Raw genomic sequence first — 16,215 nt, 5'->3', positions numbered from 1 at the left:
TTTAACAAAACTGTTAAACAGTGGTTATGAACACTCTTCTGACCACATTTTCCGCGTTGTCTGACGCCACACGGTTCTCGATCGTCGAGCAGCTTATGCAGGACGGCGAATTGCCCGCCGGAGACCTGATCGAAGGGCGCGGCATGTCCGGCGCTGCGATCTCGCGCCATTTGAAACTGCTGCGGGAAGCGGGGCTAATAAATCAGCGCGTGCAGGGCAGCCAGCGGATGTATTCGATCCGCCCCGAGGGGCTGCGGGCGATTGCGGAATGGACCATCTCGAAACGTCAATTCTGGGAAAGCAGCCTGGACCGCTTGGGTGATGCAATCGAAAAGGAGACCTCATGGCCGATTTGAAACTGGAGCGCGCTTACCCGCTTGCACCGGACGATCTGTATGCGTGGATCAGCACCCCCGACAGGCTTCTGCAGTGGTGGGGACCCGAAGGGATGCATGTGCCCGAGCACAACCTGGATTTCTCTCGCACGGGGCCGTGGTATTCGGTGATGCAAAATGGCGAAGGGCAGCGGTTCAAGGTTTCGGGTCATGTGACGCATGTCGATCCGCCCAAATCGGTTGGGTTCACATGGGGCTGGCATGACGATCAGGACCAGCGCGGAGCCGAAAGCCATGTGACGCTGGTAGTTGAGGCAGCAGAAGAGGGTGCAAAGTTGATCATCGACCACCGCGAGCTGGGCGATGACGAAATCGCAGCGAACCACAGCAAAGGCTGGACGTCGACGCTGAACAAGCTGGCGGCACAGCTGGCCTAGTTTTTCATCACGAAGGCATAAGGGAGGAAAGAAATGCCACAGTTTCTATTTGTCTATCACGGCGGTCATACCCCGACCGACCCCGCAGAAATCGAAGCGACCATGGCCGCCTGGGGCGCTTGGTTTGGCGGAATGGGCGAAGCACTGGACATCCCCGGAAACCCGGTTGGCCAGTCTTACACCGTCAGCAGCAGCGGTGTTGTCGACAATGGCGGCGCAAATCCGGCCTCGGGCTTCACAGTTGTCAAAGCCGACAGCATGGATGCTGCGACCGAGATGGCCAAGGGCTGCCCGATGGTTGTGAACGGATCCGGTTCGGTCGAAGTGGCCGAGATTCACGAGATTGAGATGTAGCCTTTAGCTGGGGAACCCCGGTGCGGGTTTGATCACGCCGCATTCCAGCCCGCGACGGCTGTATTGCGTGGCGTTCAGAAATTTGCGGGTGGCCGGATGGTCGGCCTCCAGCACGCCCAAGCTGACCAGAATCGCGGCAATGGCACATTCGCTGGCGCGGGTGGCGCCGTCGGTGATTTTCAGTGCCACGCCCATGCGCTTTTCCGGTAGGATTGCGATAAACACAGCCTCGGCACCGGTTTTGATGGCAACGCGACCACCCATGGCGCGCATCAGTTCGGTGCAGGCGCGGGTTTCACCGGCGACCAGCTCGGGGTGTTTCATCATTGCGGCCGTCAGCTGTTGCGCCGCATCGCTGGCCCGGTCCGACCGATCTGCGGCGCTGGCAAACCACGCCATCGACCGCGCCAGCCCCACCAGCGAGGTCGCAAAGTTCGGGGCCGAGCAGCCGTCAATCCCATAGGCGGGGCTGGTCTCGCCCGTTGTTTCCTCAAGCGCGGACAGGCAGGCCTGTTGTACGAGGTGGTCGATTTCCAGATATTCCGGTCCGGCGCCCATATGCTGAGCAACGGTCAGAAACCCGCAATGCTTGCCCGAACAGTTGTTGTGAATCTGACAGGGCGTGTCGTCGGCCAAAATTAACCCGTCGCGCGCAGCCATGTCCTGTGGCTCTTGCGGGCCACAGCGAAGATCGGGTTCCGCCAGACCTAGATGGTCCAACCAGGCCGAGACGCGATCCGTGTGGATATGTGCACCGCTATGCGAGGCGCAGGCCAGCGCAAGATGTTCCGAATTCAGCCCGTATTTCGCCGCAGCACCCGAGGTGATCAGCGGCAGCCCCTGAATCATCTTGGCCGAGGATCGCGGATAGATCACGGCGTTCGAGTCCCCCCAACTTTGAACGATATGACCGGTATCGTCGCAGATCACCGCATGCCCAAGATGTAGGCTTTCCAACAGGGGTCCACGCCACAGTTCTGTCATTGGTACGGCTTGTGTCATGCGAACCCTCCTAAACATGCGCAAAATTCTGCCAATCGCCCTTTCGCCTGTGGCGAAACCTGCGTTACAGTGTGTATGTCGGCAAACACCAGAAGACGCAACTTACAGACGAACCAGGCAGGGTTCGCGCGCGACGATGGTGGGTATGAGGTAATAGTCGAGCTAGGAGGCTGGACGATGGGATCAAAGCTTGTCCGCGTGATCGCGGGCCTTTGCGTGGCGGGGCTGGCCACAACTGCAACCGCTCAACAGGCAACAAGCACCAACAGGGTGGCTGCCAAAACCGATTGGAGCGTTTTCGTCGAAGACGACCCGACCGAGTGCTGGAGCGTTTCTGCACCTAAGGAAACAGTGAATACCCGTGGCGGTCGCGTAGTCTCGGTGCGCCGCAGTGATATTTTGCTGTTCGTGTTCTACCGCCCCAATGCCGAGGTTAAAGGTCAGGTTACCTTTACGGGTGGCTATCCTTTCGCGGCAGGGTCAACCGTGAGTCTTGATGTCGATGGCAGCAAGTTCGAGCTGATAACCGAAGGCGAATGGGCTTGGCCCGCGACCGAAGGCGAAGATCTGAAGGTTGTTGCCGCGATGAAACGCGGGACCGAGGCTGTACTGACTGCGCGCTCTGAGCGTGGCACGCAGACCAAGGACACATTCTCATTGCTGGGGTTCACTGCGGCGATTGAAGACGCGGAAAAGCGCTGCACTAGCTAAACTGGGCTTTTGCCTGACCGTTGCCCCGCCAGTTCGGCGGGGTTTTTGCATTGTGACAAGGCATTGTGCAGCGTTCTGGAGGCGGCACCCGTGTTCAGGACTTGATTCCGGTCAAAGAAATGAATGCAAATATCTGCATGTATAAGGCTCTGAACTAGTGAAGGAGCCCGAAATGCCAACGAAATTACTCACCACCGTCTTGATGATGGCCGCCCTTATCCTGAGTGCCTGCGAGAAAGAGGCCGATACATATCCGGTCACGGGCGAGCAATGCGGGCCGAATGATCCGGTTCAAACGCTGGACGCAACGGATTGCAATATCCTGCCACCGGGCATTTGACGCATGCGGGTCCCATCGTGGCACGGCCATGTCGTCGTGCCTGGGGCTTCGTAGCTTTGGGATGAAACCGGGCCTGTGCTAGTATTGGGCAACCAACAGGGAGCTGCCTGATGCGCTTTGCATTTTTGATTTTGTTTCTGTCCTCCGCTGCCAGTGCCGATCCAGCACTAGAATGTCTGGATGCTGGGTCTCAGGTAGAGATCGGCGCATGCGTGGGCGCGATGGAGGACCGCGTCAATCAGGCGATAGATGCAAGTTACGACATCGCCATGCAATCGGCCAAAGAACTGGATGATGTTACCGGACGTGTTGTGGCGGTGCCCGCGTTGGACAGCGCTCAGACCGCGTGGCTGGCTTACCGCGATGCCCAATGCGAGGCTGTTGGCGCGTCGTTCGGTGGTGGGTCAGGTACCGGCATTGGCATTACCGCCTGTCGGGTAGAGTTGGGCCGGGCACGTGTGGACGAATTGCTGCGCTACGCGAATTAAACGCGACGATTTCTTTTGATCTTTGCGCTAGGTCCTATATAGAGGCGCATCCCAAGCCAGAATCTGCCGAGATAGCCCCATGTCGCCCAAAGCGCCGATCACTCAAGACGTCCTGACCCTCCCTCGCAAACTGCCCGAGGGAAAGGTGAACCTTGTCGGCTTGACCCGCGACCAGATGCGTGCGGCTTTGATCGAACATGGCACGCCGGAAAAGCAGGCCAAGATGCGCACCGGTCAGATCTGGCAGTGGATCTATCAATGGGGCAAGCGCGACTTTGCGGATATGACGAACCTTGCCAAAGCCTATCGTGCCCAACTGGCCGAGAATTTCGTTATCGAAATCCCCGAGGTCGTGACGCGGCAAGTGTCCGAGGACGGCACCCGCAAATACCTGTGCCGCATCGCCGGCGGGCATGAGGTCGAGGTGGTCTATATCCCCGAGGAAGATCGCGGCACGCTGTGTATTTCCTCGCAGGTGGGCTGCACGCTGACCTGTTCCTTCTGCCACACGGGCACGCAGAAACTGGTGCGCAACCTGACAGCGGCGGAAATCGTCGGTCAGGTGATGATGGCGCGCGATGATCTGGACGAATGGCCCACCCCCGGTGCGCCCAAGGATGAAACCCGTTTGCTTTCGAACATCGTTCTGATGGGCATGGGCGAGCCGCTCTATAACTTTGAAAACGTCCGCGACGCGATGAAGATCGCCATGGACCCCGAAGGGATTTCTCTGTCGCGCCGCCGGATCACCCTGTCCACGTCCGGCGTTGTCCCTGAAATCGCCCGCACCGCCGAGGAAATCGGCTGTCTGCTGGCAATCTCCTTCCATGCGACAACGGATGAGACCCGCGATGTGCTGGTCCCCATCAACAAGCGTTGGAACATTGAGGAACTGCTTCAGGCGCTGGCCAGCTATCCTAAAGTCTCGAACTCCGAACGGATCACGTTTGAATACGTGATGCTGGATGGTGTGAATGACAGCGACGCTGACGCGCATCGCTTGATCGACCATATCAAGCGCCACAAGATCCCGGCCAAGATCAACCTGATCCCGTTCAACGAATGGCCCGGTGCGCCGTACAAGCGTAGCTCGAACAACAGAATCCGGGCTTTTGCGAATATCATCTATCAGGCGGGCTATGCTTCACCCATCCGCAAGACTCGGGGCGAGGACATTATGGCGGCCTGCGGCCAGCTGAAGTCAGCGACGGAACGCGCGCGCAAATCTCGCAAGCAAATCGCAGCCGAAGCGGGGTTGGACAGGCAGTAAGCGCAATATTTCAGCGATATGTGAACAGATTTAATGCGCCATCCGCTGTCTATTGTATGCGGAATTTGGTATGTTTGTATGGCCTGAGTGGTTGAAGCACTGACATACCAGCGCCTGACCAAGCGCAGCTGTACCCATTTTGGCAAGATTAAGCGTGGCCGCTATCTATTTGCCACTCACATGACGTGCTGCGTTCCTGTGAAACGAATTACCGGTTGGGCCATAGAATGCTATTGGAATTGATACGACGAATCCCCGGCATATTTCCGGGGCTATGTGTCGGCTGTTTGGTTGCAGTTTCTGCTGCAGCCCAGTCCGAGAGTGAAAGCGCACATCTTGCCATCGAAAATCCTGCTGAACTGTCCAAGGAAGAAGCGTCCGGCATCTATAGCTCGCTGCAAAAGCGCATGGCGCGGGGATATGCCGCCGCGCAAATGGAAATCATCAGAAACTACCAAAGCTGGCCGCTGTTCAATGATGCGCCTTACATCTCTGAGACACATGGCCGGCGGTTCGTGAACAGCTATGCGAACCGGATGGCACATAACTATGGCACTCTGATTGAGGGCGAAAAACTGCCCATGGGGTCTGTGTTGGCGAAGGACAGCATGACTGTCACGGATACCGGCAATACGCATCCCGGCGCATTGTTCGTAATGGAAAAGCTGGCCGAAGGCGTAAGCCCCGATACGGCGGATTGGCGGTACATCATGGTGATGCCGGACGGGTCGGTGTTCGGTGACACGATGGGAGATCGCGAAAGCGCCGTAGCCTATTGCCACGATTGCCACGAGGCTGTGGCTGATCGGGATTATACTTTTTACGTACCCGAAGAATATTTGGTGAAGAACTGAACCTTACTTTGACCCGAACCGGGCGATTTCGATCACATCGATCAGGTTTTGCCTGACTGGTTCCGGCTGCGCTTCGACGGCGCTGAGCACCTCACGCAGTTCGGCGCGCAAACCGTGCATCTGGTCGATAAGTGAGATCATCATCGACAGCGCTTCGGTTTCCATGTCGTATTGATCATGCAATTCACAGGCCAACTCCAGCCGAGCCACGTCGAGGCTGTGGTAGACCAGCCCTTGTTCAGTGTTCTCAGGGATCACGATTTCGGCGGCCAGATACTCGGTCAGTCGGGCCGAGGTCAGGCGGGTCACGGATGCGATCACTTCGGATTCGGTCAAGGTGCGGTTCATGACGGCATTCCTTTGCGAGGATCATAGCTGTGCGTGTCGCGCCAATTTTCCATGAAAGCCCTTAGGTCATCGTCGATCTGGTCGGGCATGGCGACGGTCAATTCGATCAGTTGGTCGCCCCGTTCGGCCGAGCCGCGTTTTTTGACCCCTTTGCCCCGCAACCGCAAGGTTTTGCCGCTGCTGGTGCCGGGCGGCACGCTGACGTTGACGCCGCCGTCAATAGTTGGCGCGGGGACTTTGCCGCCCAGAACAGCCTCGTCAATGGTGATGGGCAGGGTAATGTGGATGTCATCACCCTGACGTTCAAACACCGGATGAGGTGCGACTGTCACGGTGACCAGAGCATCACCTGCAGGCCCGTCGCCAAACCCGGGATCCCCCTTGCCGCGAAGTCGGATGGTTTGGCCGTCTGTAATGCCTGCCGGGATCTTGACCTCGATCCGGTCGCCGTCAGGCAATGTCAGTTTCTGGCTGGCGCCAAACACAGCATCTAGAAAGCTGATCTGCAGGCTGTAGCTGCGGTTATGCCCCGGCGCGTGGAAGCCTTGGCTGCGCTGGCCATAGCCGCCACGCCCGCGCATGAACTTGGCGAAGATGTCCGACATGTCATCCGGATCTGTCTGACGCCCGCGATAGGGGTTTCCGGCGGCCTCAGCATAGTCGCGATAGTATTGCTGCTGGGCGCGTTCCTGACCCGAAGCGTCAATCTCGCCCCGATCAAACTGCGCGCGCTTTTCGGGATCTTTCAGCAGATCATAAGCGGCAGCTGCGGCTTTGAACTTGGCCTCGGCCTCGGCATCGCCGGGCTTTAGGTCGGGGTGGCAGTCTTTAGCGATGCGCCGATAGGCTTTTTTGATCTCGGCATCGCTGGCGTCTTTGGTGACGCCAAGGGCGGAATAGGGATCGTCGCTCATCTCACCTCTCGCGGCTCGGAGGAACAGGATGGTTTTATCATGCGTTTTCAACGGCCCAAAAGGAAGAGGCTTTTGAAACCGCTCGCAAATCCCTATAGGTCTGCTAACATACGCATGTTTTTATAGATTGACCGGAGGCCCCATGACGCGCCGATTTAAATCCATTCTGGCCCTGCTGGCCGGGAACGCCATCGGGCTGCTGCTGGCGGCGATCCTACTGCCCGAGTTCGCGATCCGACCGATCTCGTTCATTGTGGTCGTGATCGTTTTCACGCTTATTCAATGGATCGCCGAGCCGCTGATCCTGAAACTCGGGGCAAAGCGCGCGCCTGCGATCAAGGGTGGCATCGCGCTGATCGTGACCTTTGTCGGCTTGTTGCTTACCGATCTGATCACAAACGGCCTGACTGTAGGCGGGATTTCCAACCTGCTGGCCTCAACCCTGCTGGTCTGGCTGGGGGCGTTGATCGCCAGCATCGTGCTGCCGATCTATGTGTTCACTGAGTTGCGCGAGCCCGAGAAGTAATCACAGCGCGTTAAGGCTAGCGTTGACCGCCTGCCACAACTCCTCGACCGGTTCACATCCGACCGAAAGGCGGATGAAGGCTGGGTCCACATCGTCGCCCCAGCGCGCGCGGCGTTCAGCCGAACTGTGGACCCCGCCAAAGGATGTGGCAGGACGCAGCATCGGGCAGGCGTTGATGAAGGTTTCGGCTTTGTCTTCGCTGTCCAGCGTGATCGACAGCAGAAACCCGAACCGCGCGGTCTGCGCTTTGGCCAGCGCGTGCGCGGGGTCAGAGGGCAGGCCGGGATAGCGGATGGCTTTCACCGCAGGGTGATCCGCCAGCCGCTCGGCCACTACCTGCGCCGAGGCGCACATCCGGTCGAACCGCACATCCAGCGTTTCCAAACCGCGATGCAGCAGCCACGCCTCATGCGGGCCGGGGATCGCGCCCGAGACTTTGCGCCATTCCTCGACCCGCTCCATGATCTGCGGATTGCGGCTGGAGACATGGCCCATCAGCAGGTCTGAATGCCCACCCATCGCCTTAGTGTCTGAGGCCACAACCACATCCACACCCAGATCCAGCGGGCGCTGGCCCAGCGGGGTCATGGTGGTGTTGTCAGCAATCGTGATTCCTCCGGCTGCGCGTACTGCTAGTGCAATTGCGGGCAGGTCCATCATGTCCAGACCGGGGTTCGAGGGGCTTTCGACAAAGACCACGTCGAACCCGTCAAACCCGCCCTCGGTAAACGCGGTTGTGGGGCGTTCGGTGACCGACACGCCTAGACCCGACAGAAATCGATCCGCCAGCACGCGGGTGACGTAGTAGCCGTCGGACGGGATCAGGATACGCGACCCGGCCTTGATGGTGGCAAACAAAGCGGCGGAAATCGCCCCCATTCCCGAGGGGAACACGAGGCAAGGCGCGTCCTCCAGATGGGCCAGAACATGTTCCAGATGCACCCATGTGGGGTTGTCGACGCGGCCATAGGTTGCCAAACCGTCCGGCGCGCCGGGCAGGTGGTACATGCTGCTTTGCGTCAAGGGCAGCGCCACAGGGTCGCCTGCATTCAGGGCATTGCCGCGCAGGTGCAGCATCTCTCCGGGTTTGGGGGCCATCTCTCAGCGCCCCGGAATGTCGTCGCGGGGCGGGGCAGGTTCCCAGTTCTCGATGATCTCGACCGCCTCTTGCGCGGTGTCAACAAAACGGAACAGGTCCAGGTCTTCGTCCGAGATGGTGCCCGCATCTGCCAGCGCCTCCCAGTTGATGACTTTCTCCCAGAATTCACGGCCAAACAGCAGGAAGGGCACGCGGTCCATCCGGCCGGTTTGGATCAGGGTCAGCGACTCGAACAGCTCATCCATCGTGCCGAAGCCGCCGGGGAAGATGGTGACGGCGCGGGCGCGCATCAGGAAGTGCATCTTTCGGATGGCGAAATAGTGGAAGTTGAAGCTGAGCTCGGGCGTCACGTACTCATTCGGCGCCTGCTCATGCGGCAGCACAATGTTCAACCCGATGGAACAACCGCCTGCATCCTGAGCACCGCGATTGCCAGCCTCCATCACGCCGGGGCCGCCGCCGGTGACGATCACGTTCTCGCGGCAGCCAGTCTGGTTCGACTTCTCGGTCATCAGCCGGGCGAATTCGCGCGCCTCGTCATAATACTCCGACAAATCAGCCAGCGTTTTCGTGCGGGCGGTGTGTTTCTGCGACGGTTCCGGGATGCGTGCACCGCCGAACATGACGATGGTCGAGGTGATCTGACGTTCGCTCATGATCATCTCAGGCTTCAGAAGTTCCAGCTGCAGGCGCACCGGGCGCAGCTCATCGCGGCACAGGAACTCGTCATCGGCAAAGGCAAGGCGATAGGCGGGGGAGCGCGTCTGCGGCGTATCCGGCACCTCGCTCGCGGTCGAGCGGTCGGTCTGCGCGTCGCGAAACGGGCTGTGGCGGTCTTCTCTCATAGGTGATCGATCCCTGCTTGCGTGTTTCCAAAACAGCTATAGGGTTCGCGGGTAGAGTGCCAGTCACGGAAGTACAAGAATGAATTGGAAGAACGAAATTTCAGCGGCCGCAGACCGGATCGCCGGATATGCACAGGTTACACCCGTAATGGAAAGCCATGCGCTGGGGCTGGACTATCCCGTCGAGTTGAAGCTGGAGCAGATGCAGCACACCGGCAGTTTCAAGGCGCGCGGGGCTTTCAACACGCTGCTGAGTTCGGACGTGCCCGCGGCTGGGGTTGTTGCCGCGTCAGGCGGCAATCACGGGGCAGCGGCGGCCTATGCCGCACAGACGCTGGGTTTTCCTGCCAAGATTTTCGTACCCGAACTGGCTGGTCCGTCCAAGATTGCGTTGATCGAACAAACGGGTGCGGATCTGAGCGTTGTGTCTGGCGAATATGCGAATGCCCTGACGGCTGCGCAGGATCATGAGGCGCGCACCGGCGCAATGCAGATACATGCGTATGACGCACCCGGCACTGTAGCCGGGCAAGGCACCTGTTTTGCCGAATGGGAGGCACAGGGCCTAAAGGCTGATACCGTTCTGGTCGCTGTTGGCGGTGGTGGTCTGATCGCCGGAGCGTTTGCTTGGTTGCAAAATGCGCGCAAGGTCGTGGCCGTAGAACCCGAAACCTCATGTGCTTTGAATGCCGCCTTGCAGGCCGGTGAGCCGGTGGACGTTCGGGTTTCCGGGATCGCGGCCAATGCGCTGGGTGCGCGGCGTATCGGGTCAATCTGTTTTGGGTTGGCGCAAGGCATGACCTCGGTCCTGGTCTCCGATGAGGCGATTGCCCAAGCGCAGCAACTGCTTTGGCAAACCCATCGCATCCTTGTCGAGCCCGCAGGCGCGACCGCATTGGCTGCGCTGTTATCGGGCGCTTATACACCTGCGCACGATGAAAAGGTTGCAGTACTGGTGTGCGGGGGCAACATCTCACCCGACCCATTTATGGGCTGAGAATGCGGCTTGTGATCAGTGACGGTGGATTTTATCTATAATTCATGAGCGCGACCATTGCCGACACTATCTATGACACCCTCAGCCAGCAAATCATTACCGGAGAGCTGAGTGCGGGGGAAAAGCTGCGTCAGGACCACATCGCGCGGGCTTTTGATACCAGCCATGTCCCGGTGCGCGAAGCTCTGCTGCGTTTGCAAGCCCATGGGCTGGCCAAAAGCGAACCCCGACGCGGGATGCGTGTGACGCCACTGGATCCGGTTGAAGTGCGCGAAGTGATCGAAATGCGTGTCGCCCTTGAACCGTTGGCCTTACAATACGCGGTGCAGAACATGTCGATGAACGCGGTCACCCGTGCAGAACAGGCGCGGTTGGCCTGCGATGCGGCTGAAACGATGCCCGAGTGGGAGGCCAAAAACCGCGCTTTCCACCGCGCCATTCTTGCACCATGCGCGCTGCCCCGGCTGCTGCGGACGATTGATGATTTGCACATTGCCAGCGCGCGCCATCTGTTCGCGCATTGGCGGCCAAAATGGGTGCAGCGGGCGGATACGGATCATGCGGCGATCATGCAGGCGATCCAAAAGAAAGACACCGCAGGGGCGGTTGGGCTTCTGGTCCGGCACATCCGGCGCGCGCGTTGACCACTGCTGTACCCTTTGATTGCGATCGGCCCGACGCAAACGCGCCCACCTGCGTCGCATTGCGCCAAGGTTGGCGCTTGCGTATAGGCAACACCAACATGAACAGATTCGTCAGGGAGCCCCGAAATGTCCAACGCGCAACTGGAAGCCGCCATCGAAGCCGCCTGGGAGGCACGCGATACAATAACCCCCGCCACCACCGGTGAACAGCGTGAAGCCATCGAAGATACGCTGAATGCACTGGACAGCGGTTCCCTGCGGGTTGCAGAAAAGCTGGACAGCGGCGATTGGCACGTAAACCAGTGGGCCAAAAAGGCGGTTCTGCTGGGTTTTCGCATCAAGGACATGGAAATCCAAACGGGTGGCCCGCAAGATGGCGGTTGGTGGGACAAGGTGGACAGCAAGTTCGCCGGTTGGGGTGAGAACCAGTGGAAAGCCGCCGGCTTCCGCGCCGTGCCCAACTGTGTGGTGCGCAAATCGGCCTATGTTGCGCCGGGCGTGGTGCTGATGCCGTCTTTTGTGAACCTGGGCGCTTATGTGGACGAAGGCACCATGGTTGATACCTGGGCCACCGTCGGATCCTGCGCGCAGATCGGCAAGAACGTTCACCTGTCGGGTGGCGTCGGCATTGGCGGCGTGCTGGAGCCGATGCAGGCCGGGCCGACCATCATCGAAGACAACTGCTTTATCGGCGCCCGGTCAGAGGTGGTCGAGGGCTGTATCGTCCGCGAAGGCTCGGTTCTGGGAATGGGCGTGTTCATCGGCCAATCGACCAAGATCGTTGACCGCGAAACCGGTGAAGTCATGTATGGCGAGGTGCCGCCCTATTCGGTGGTTGTGGCCGGTTCGATGCCGTCGAAAAACAATGTCAGCCTTTACTGCGCCGTCATTGTGAAGCGGGTAGACGAAAAGACCCGTTCCAAAACCGGGATCAACGAGCTGCTGCGCGACTGATCCCCAGCGTTCGCGGGAAAAGGCCATGTTTTTTGAACGTGGCCTTCTCCTGCAGTCTGAAGAATTGACCGGCTCTTTCCCGCACCTTTTGAGGTCTTCATGATTCCCGTTGACGTGGTCATTTTGTTCATGAGCGTTGCCATCGCTTTGGCCGCGGTGCCGGGGCCGGACAATATCTTTGTACTGACCCAATCGGCGCTTTATGGCCGGATGTCAGGGCTGATTGTGACGCTTGGCTTGGCATCGGGGCTCATTGTACACACCACTGCGGCAGCGTTCGGGGTTGCGGTGCTGTTTCAGACCTCGCAGGCGGCCTTTGCCATGTTAAAATATGCCGGGGCGGGGTATCTGGTCTATCTGGCGTGGAAAGCCTTCACGGCCACCGAAACCCGGCTGGACAGTGCAGATGCACCCCGTATTGCGACGCGCAAGTTGTTTCTGCGCGGTTTGATCATGAATATTGCCAATCCCAAGGTGACAATCTTCATGCTGGCGTTTCTGCCGCAGTTCGTCGACCCGAATAATGGGCCGATCATTGGGCAGTTCTATCAGTTGGGCGCTCTGATGTTTCTGGCTACGGTCGTGGTCTTCGGTGCTGTGGCGCTGGCCGCGGGTACTCTGGGCGGGCTGCTGCGCGGGTCGCCGGGCGTTCAACTGTGGCTGAACCGGATCTCGGGCGTGATCTTCGTGGCGCTGGCGCTCAAACTGGCGACGGCCGAGCGTTAGTGCCCCGCGCTTGACCAACACGCGGCGCGGCGATAAGGCCGGGCGCATGGAAAAGCAAAAGAAACCCTCTCGTCAGCAAGTTTACACCCTGCTTGTGCAGATCGGTCGCAAGGAAGGCGATGGTTTGCCCGAAGGTGCAACCGGTGCAGCGCTGATGTGCTTTGCCAGTGGCGTGGACGAAGCCGAGGCCGTGCGTGAAACCGTTGCCATCCTGAAACAGGCTGACACAGCGCCTTTGGATGTAACCGGCTATGGCACGCTGGCTGAACGCGAGGCGCAGGGGCATGACATCGACCCGGATGAGCGCGCCCTGATGCAGCGCGCGCTGGATGAAAACGCGGTTATTGTCGCCCAGATGACACCGTTTTTCGGGGATGAGGAACCAGCTTAGTTCCGCGCCCCGAACCATTTGCGGTAGATCTCGTCATAGGTTCCATCTTCGCGTAGCGCCAGCAGCGCCTGATTGACATCCTCGACCAGAGGCGACCCGGTGGGAAAGGCTATGCCGTAGTTTTCGCGCAGGAACACCCCGCCTGTCATGGACGCGAATCTGCGGCCTTCGTGCGATGCATAGTAGGACAGGATGGGCGCATCAAAGACGATCGCGTCCAGTTCTTCGGCCCGGAATGCGTCCAGCATGGGTTCAAGACTGTCGTATCCGGTAAATTCGATCTCGCGCCGGTTCAGGAAGCTGGCTGCAGTCGAGTTCGAGATCGTTCCGACCTGCTTGCCGTATAGATCATTCACCGAATTCACGTTACCGCTGATCGCATCTACCGTCATCACCGAGGTGATCCGCGCGGTAAAGACAGACACGATGAACAGGGATGATACGACCAAAACAACACCCAGCAAGCGCCCAAAGGGTGTGCGCGGCATCCGTTCCTCGAACCCGCCATTCACGACCAGATTGAGCGCCCACCAGAAGGACGGAAACCACGCTTCGTCCAGCTTGCGATCGAAATAGGGCTGCGATCGGCGCTCGAACACCCACATCAGCATCCCTCCGCCCAGCAGGATGGCAAAGGCCAGCCCGATTGCGATGAACAGCTCGACTGACAACAACGCCTGCAACAGCGACGGGCGGCGCATCGCGTCCGACGGCACCATGATCTGAAGCCCGGCCTCGAAAATCGGTTGACTGAAATCCATCTGGGTTTCGCGCGCAGCCGTGATCGAGATATTGGCGATGGCCAAATCTGCTGATCCGTCCTGCACTGCGACCAGCATATCACCGAAGCCATCGACCCGGTTGATTTGGTAGTCCCAGTCCAACGATTGTGCCAATGCAGCCAGAAGATCCATCGAGAATCCAGTCTCTACCCCGTCCTCGACATACGAGAACGGTTGGCGGGTCACAGTGGTGACCGTCAAAGTCTGAGCCTGGCTTTGCTGTGCAAGAACGGCGAAAGTCAGGCAGATCCAAGCGATTAAAGCGCGTGTCATCGAAATTTACCTGTTTCGCGGCCCTCTAACGCGATTTCGAATTGGGCGGCAAGGCAATCGCAACGGAAACGCCAATGTTTTGTTGACATGTCATCGCGAGGTAAACTGCAAAAAAGCGTGTGAAGCGTGCCGTGCGGGGGTTGGCAATCCCGCCAATTCGTTGAATCTGTGCGCGAAGATGCAGTTCAGTGCAGAGAAAGGGTAAGAAATGACAGATGCGGTAGAATTGACAGCGGACCTGATCCGTTGCCCATCGGTCACACCTGATGAAGGGGGCGCCCTTGTTCTGTTGGAAAAACTGCTGGCGGAGGCGGGGTTTGCCTGCACCCGTGTCGATCGCGGCGGGATTTGCAATCTGTTTGCACGCTGGGGCGAGAAGGGGCATCCGCGCAGCTTTGGTTTTAATGGCCATACAGACGTCGTGCCGGTTGGGGATGAGGCTGCATGGACCATGCCACCTTTCGGGGCTGAGGTGAAAGATGGCGTGATGTTTGGTCGAGGCACGACGGACATGAAATCCGGAGTGGCGGCCTTTGCCGCAGCGGCCGTTGATTTTGTGCGCGACACGCCGCCCGACGGGGCCGTCATCCTGACCATCACCGGGGATGAGGAAGGCGATGCGCTGGACGGCACCACCGCCCTGCTGGACTATATGGACAGCGCCGGGGAAAAGATGTCGGTCTGTCTGGTGGGCGAGCCGACCTGCCCCAACACAATGGGCGAGATGATGAAGATCGGGCGGCGTGGCTCGATGAACATCTGGTTCACCGTGACCGGGGTACAGGGTCACGCGGCCTATCCGCACCGCGCCAAGAACCCGATGCCCGCAATGGCGCGGCTGATGGATCGTTTGGCCAGCCACGAGCTGGATAAGGGTACAGTCCATTTCGACGCCTCAACACTGGCCGTGGTGACGATCGACACGGGCAACCCGGCAACCAACGTGATCCCCGCGCAATCTACAGGGGCGGTGAATATCCGGTTCAACGATCTGCATTCCGGGGCCAGCCTCAGCGATTGGTTGCGGGCCGAGGCCGCTGCAGTGGCCGATGAGTTCGGGGTTGAGATCGACCTGCGCATCAAGATCTCGGGCGAGAGCTTTCTGACCCCGCCGGGGCCTCTGTCCGCCCTGGTCGCCAAGGCGGTTGAGGCGGAAACCGGTGTGGTGCCCGAGATGTCGACCACGGGCGGTACCTCGGACGCGCGATTTGTGAAGAACCACTGCCCGGTGGTGGAATTCGGGCTGGTGGGCCGCACCATGCATCAGGTGGATGAATGCGTCGAGGTGGCACAGATCAAACAGCTCAAGGCCATCTACACGCGCATCCTGCGGGACTATTTCGCCTGACATGCAGCGCACTCTCGTGATCATGGTGAAAGAGCCGCGCCCGGGTCGGGTGAAAACCCGGCTGGGCCGCGATATCGGTATGGTTGGGGCGGCTTGGTGGTTTCGCCACCAGACACGCTCGTTGATCCGGCGGCTGCGTGATCCGCGTTGGCAGATTGTGCTGGCGGTCGCGCCTGACCGCGAAGGTCTGACCAGCCGAATCTGGCCTGCTGATCTGTCGCGGGCGGGGCAGGGGCGCGGAGATCTGGGTGACCGGATGGGTCGGATGCTGCGCGGGATGCCGCCGGGGCCGGTCTGCCTGATCGGTGCGGATATTCCGGGCATTACCCGAGGCCACATTGCCCGCGCGTTCACGGTGTTGGGGTCCGCGCAGATGGCATTCGGCCCCGCCCCGGATGGCGGCTATTGGCTGGTGGGTGCGCAAAGATATGGCGCGCTTCCCAACAACCTGTTCCGCGATGTGCGCTGGTCCACCGAACATGCGCTAGCTGACACGCTGGCCTCGATCTCCGGCGCACGAGTGGCGCTGCTGGACCCGTTGCGCGATGTGGACACGGTGGCCGATCTGAAACCCTGA

Annotated in this window: 22 protein-coding genes; 16 read left to right on the top strand and 6 right to left on the bottom strand. The window is 59.5% G+C overall.

Annotated elements, in window-relative coordinates; genetic code table 11:
• Positions 1-26 precede the first annotated feature (26 nt).
• Genes ABWV79_RS19720 through ABWV79_RS19710 form a run of 3 tightly spaced genes read left to right on the top strand, consistent with a single transcriptional unit; the run spans position 27 to position 1,126 of the window.
• Positions 27-356: an ArsR/SmtB family transcription factor gene (locus tag ABWV79_RS19720; RefSeq protein ID WP_170355455.1), complete on the top strand. Its 330-nt coding sequence runs from the start codon at positions 27-29 to the stop codon at positions 354-356.
• Positions 344-772: an SRPBCC family protein gene (locus ABWV79_RS19715; protein WP_170355454.1), complete on the top strand. Its 429-nt coding sequence runs from the start codon at positions 344-346 to the stop codon at positions 770-772. Before ABWV79_RS19720 ends, ABWV79_RS19715 begins: the two co-directional genes overlap by 13 nt.
• A 33-nt stretch (positions 773-805) precedes the next feature.
• Positions 806-1,126: a YciI family protein gene (locus ABWV79_RS19710; protein WP_170355453.1), complete on the top strand. Its 321-nt coding sequence runs from the start codon at positions 806-808 to the stop codon at positions 1,124-1,126.
• 3 nt (positions 1,127-1,129) lie between these two features.
• Here ABWV79_RS19710 and ABWV79_RS19705 read toward each other — a convergent pair whose 3' ends face one another.
• Positions 1,130-2,128 (bottom strand): asparaginase, encoded by a 999-nt coding sequence (locus ABWV79_RS19705; protein WP_353394162.1) that lies wholly within the window; start codon positions 2,126-2,128, stop codon positions 1,130-1,132.
• A 177-nt stretch (positions 2,129-2,305) separates the two neighbouring features.
• On the opposite strand from ABWV79_RS19705, the gene ABWV79_RS19700 reads away from it, so the two are divergent.
• The 5 genes from ABWV79_RS19700 (at position 2,306) to ABWV79_RS19680 (ending at position 5,791) form a co-directional block, all read left to right on the top strand.
• Complete coding sequence (locus tag ABWV79_RS19700; protein ID WP_170355451.1) at positions 2,306-2,839, top strand: invasion associated locus B family protein; 534 nt, start codon at positions 2,306-2,308, stop codon at positions 2,837-2,839.
• A gap of 172 nt (positions 2,840-3,011) precedes the next feature.
• Positions 3,012-3,179 (top strand): hypothetical protein, encoded by a 168-nt coding sequence (locus tag ABWV79_RS19695; RefSeq protein WP_170355450.1) that lies wholly within the window; start codon positions 3,012-3,014, stop codon positions 3,177-3,179.
• A gap of 110 nt (positions 3,180-3,289) precedes the next feature.
• The gene (locus tag ABWV79_RS19690; RefSeq protein WP_170355449.1) at positions 3,290-3,667 is read left to right on the top strand and encodes a lysozyme inhibitor LprI family protein; all 378 of its coding nucleotides are present in this window, start codon (positions 3,290-3,292) and stop codon (positions 3,665-3,667) included.
• 79 nt (positions 3,668-3,746) lie between these two features.
• Positions 3,747-4,937 carry a dual-specificity RNA methyltransferase RlmN gene (rlmN, locus tag ABWV79_RS19685; RefSeq protein ID WP_353394159.1) on the top strand — a complete coding sequence of 397 codons (1,191 nt, stop codon included), beginning with the start codon at positions 3,747-3,749 and terminating at the stop codon, positions 4,935-4,937.
• 227 nt (positions 4,938-5,164) lie between these two features.
• The gene (locus ABWV79_RS19680; RefSeq protein ID WP_170355528.1) at positions 5,165-5,791 is read left to right on the top strand and encodes a cytochrome P460 family protein; all 627 of its coding nucleotides are present in this window, start codon (positions 5,165-5,167) and stop codon (positions 5,789-5,791) included.
• A gap of 3 nt (positions 5,792-5,794) precedes the next feature.
• Here ABWV79_RS19680 and ABWV79_RS19675 read toward each other — a convergent pair whose 3' ends face one another.
• Together ABWV79_RS19675 and ABWV79_RS19670 are read right to left on the bottom strand one after the other, a co-directional pair.
• A complete protein-coding gene (locus ABWV79_RS19675) occupies positions 5,795-6,139 on the bottom strand; it encodes a chaperone modulator CbpM (protein ID WP_353394157.1) in 345 nt (114 codons plus the stop codon).
• Positions 6,136-7,053: a DnaJ C-terminal domain-containing protein gene (locus tag ABWV79_RS19670; protein ID WP_353394155.1), complete on the bottom strand. Its 918-nt coding sequence runs from the start codon at positions 7,051-7,053 to the stop codon at positions 6,136-6,138. The genes ABWV79_RS19675 and ABWV79_RS19670 overlap by 4 nt, the downstream gene beginning before the upstream one ends.
• Positions 7,054-7,195: 142 nt before the next feature.
• Between ABWV79_RS19670 and ABWV79_RS19665 the strand changes: the two genes are divergently transcribed.
• Entirely contained in the window at positions 7,196-7,579 is a 384-nt protein-coding gene (locus tag ABWV79_RS19665; RefSeq protein ID WP_353394153.1) for a hypothetical protein, read from the top strand.
• On the opposite strand, the gene ABWV79_RS19660 is transcribed toward ABWV79_RS19665, so the two are convergent.
• Together ABWV79_RS19660 and ABWV79_RS19655 are read right to left on the bottom strand one after the other, a co-directional pair.
• Positions 7,580-8,677 (bottom strand): cystathionine gamma-lyase, encoded by a 1,098-nt coding sequence (locus ABWV79_RS19660; protein WP_353394151.1) that lies wholly within the window; start codon positions 8,675-8,677, stop codon positions 7,580-7,582. It lies immediately after the preceding gene.
• Between the two features lie 3 nt (positions 8,678-8,680).
• A complete protein-coding gene (locus ABWV79_RS19655) occupies positions 8,681-9,523 on the bottom strand; it encodes an LOG family protein (protein ID WP_353394149.1) in 843 nt (280 codons plus the stop codon).
• A gap of 79 nt (positions 9,524-9,602) precedes the next feature.
• On the opposite strand from ABWV79_RS19655, the gene ABWV79_RS19650 reads away from it, so the two are divergent.
• The 5 genes from ABWV79_RS19650 (at position 9,603) to ABWV79_RS19630 (ending at position 13,235) form a co-directional block, all read left to right on the top strand.
• Positions 9,603-10,520 (top strand): threonine/serine dehydratase, encoded by a 918-nt coding sequence (locus tag ABWV79_RS19650; protein WP_353394147.1) that lies wholly within the window; start codon positions 9,603-9,605, stop codon positions 10,518-10,520.
• A 44-nt stretch (positions 10,521-10,564) separates the two neighbouring features.
• Positions 10,565-11,164 carry a GntR family transcriptional regulator gene (locus ABWV79_RS19645; protein ID WP_170355441.1) on the top strand — a complete coding sequence of 200 codons (600 nt, stop codon included), beginning with the start codon at positions 10,565-10,567 and terminating at the stop codon, positions 11,162-11,164.
• A 126-nt stretch (positions 11,165-11,290) separates the two neighbouring features.
• Positions 11,291-12,118, top strand: coding sequence for a 2,3,4,5-tetrahydropyridine-2,6-dicarboxylate N-succinyltransferase (dapD, locus tag ABWV79_RS19640; RefSeq protein ID WP_170355440.1), 828 nt, complete (start codon positions 11,291-11,293; stop codon positions 12,116-12,118).
• 99 nt (positions 12,119-12,217) lie between these two features.
• Positions 12,218-12,844 (top strand): LysE family translocator, encoded by a 627-nt coding sequence (locus tag ABWV79_RS19635; protein WP_353394145.1) that lies wholly within the window; start codon positions 12,218-12,220, stop codon positions 12,842-12,844.
• Between the two features lie 46 nt (positions 12,845-12,890).
• Complete coding sequence (locus tag ABWV79_RS19630) at positions 12,891-13,235, top strand: DUF8846 family protein (protein ID WP_058272663.1); 345 nt, start codon at positions 12,891-12,893, stop codon at positions 13,233-13,235.
• Here ABWV79_RS19630 and ABWV79_RS19625 read toward each other — a convergent pair.
• Positions 13,232-14,290 (bottom strand): transporter substrate-binding domain-containing protein, encoded by a 1,059-nt coding sequence (locus tag ABWV79_RS19625; RefSeq protein WP_353394143.1) that lies wholly within the window; start codon positions 14,288-14,290, stop codon positions 13,232-13,234. The two genes, ABWV79_RS19630 and ABWV79_RS19625, sit on opposite strands and share 4 nt — an antisense overlap.
• 208 nt (positions 14,291-14,498) lie before the next feature.
• On the opposite strand from ABWV79_RS19625, the gene dapE reads away from it, so the two are divergent.
• Both dapE and ABWV79_RS19615 read left to right on the top strand, forming a co-directional pair.
• A complete protein-coding gene (gene dapE / locus ABWV79_RS19620) occupies positions 14,499-15,638 on the top strand; it encodes a succinyl-diaminopimelate desuccinylase (RefSeq protein WP_353394141.1) in 1,140 nt (379 codons plus the stop codon).
• A gap of 1 nt (position 15,639) precedes the next feature.
• Positions 15,640-16,215, top strand: a complete 576-nt coding sequence (locus ABWV79_RS19615) for a TIGR04282 family arsenosugar biosynthesis glycosyltransferase (protein WP_353394139.1) — start codon at positions 15,640-15,642, stop codon at positions 16,213-16,215.

The organism is Ruegeria sp. HU-ET01832 (assembly GCF_040371315.1).
GTDB classification, from domain to species: domain Bacteria; phylum Pseudomonadota; class Alphaproteobacteria; order Rhodobacterales; family Rhodobacteraceae; genus Ruegeria; species Ruegeria lacuscaerulensis_A.
This window is presented reverse-complemented; position numbering and strand designations above follow the sequence as displayed.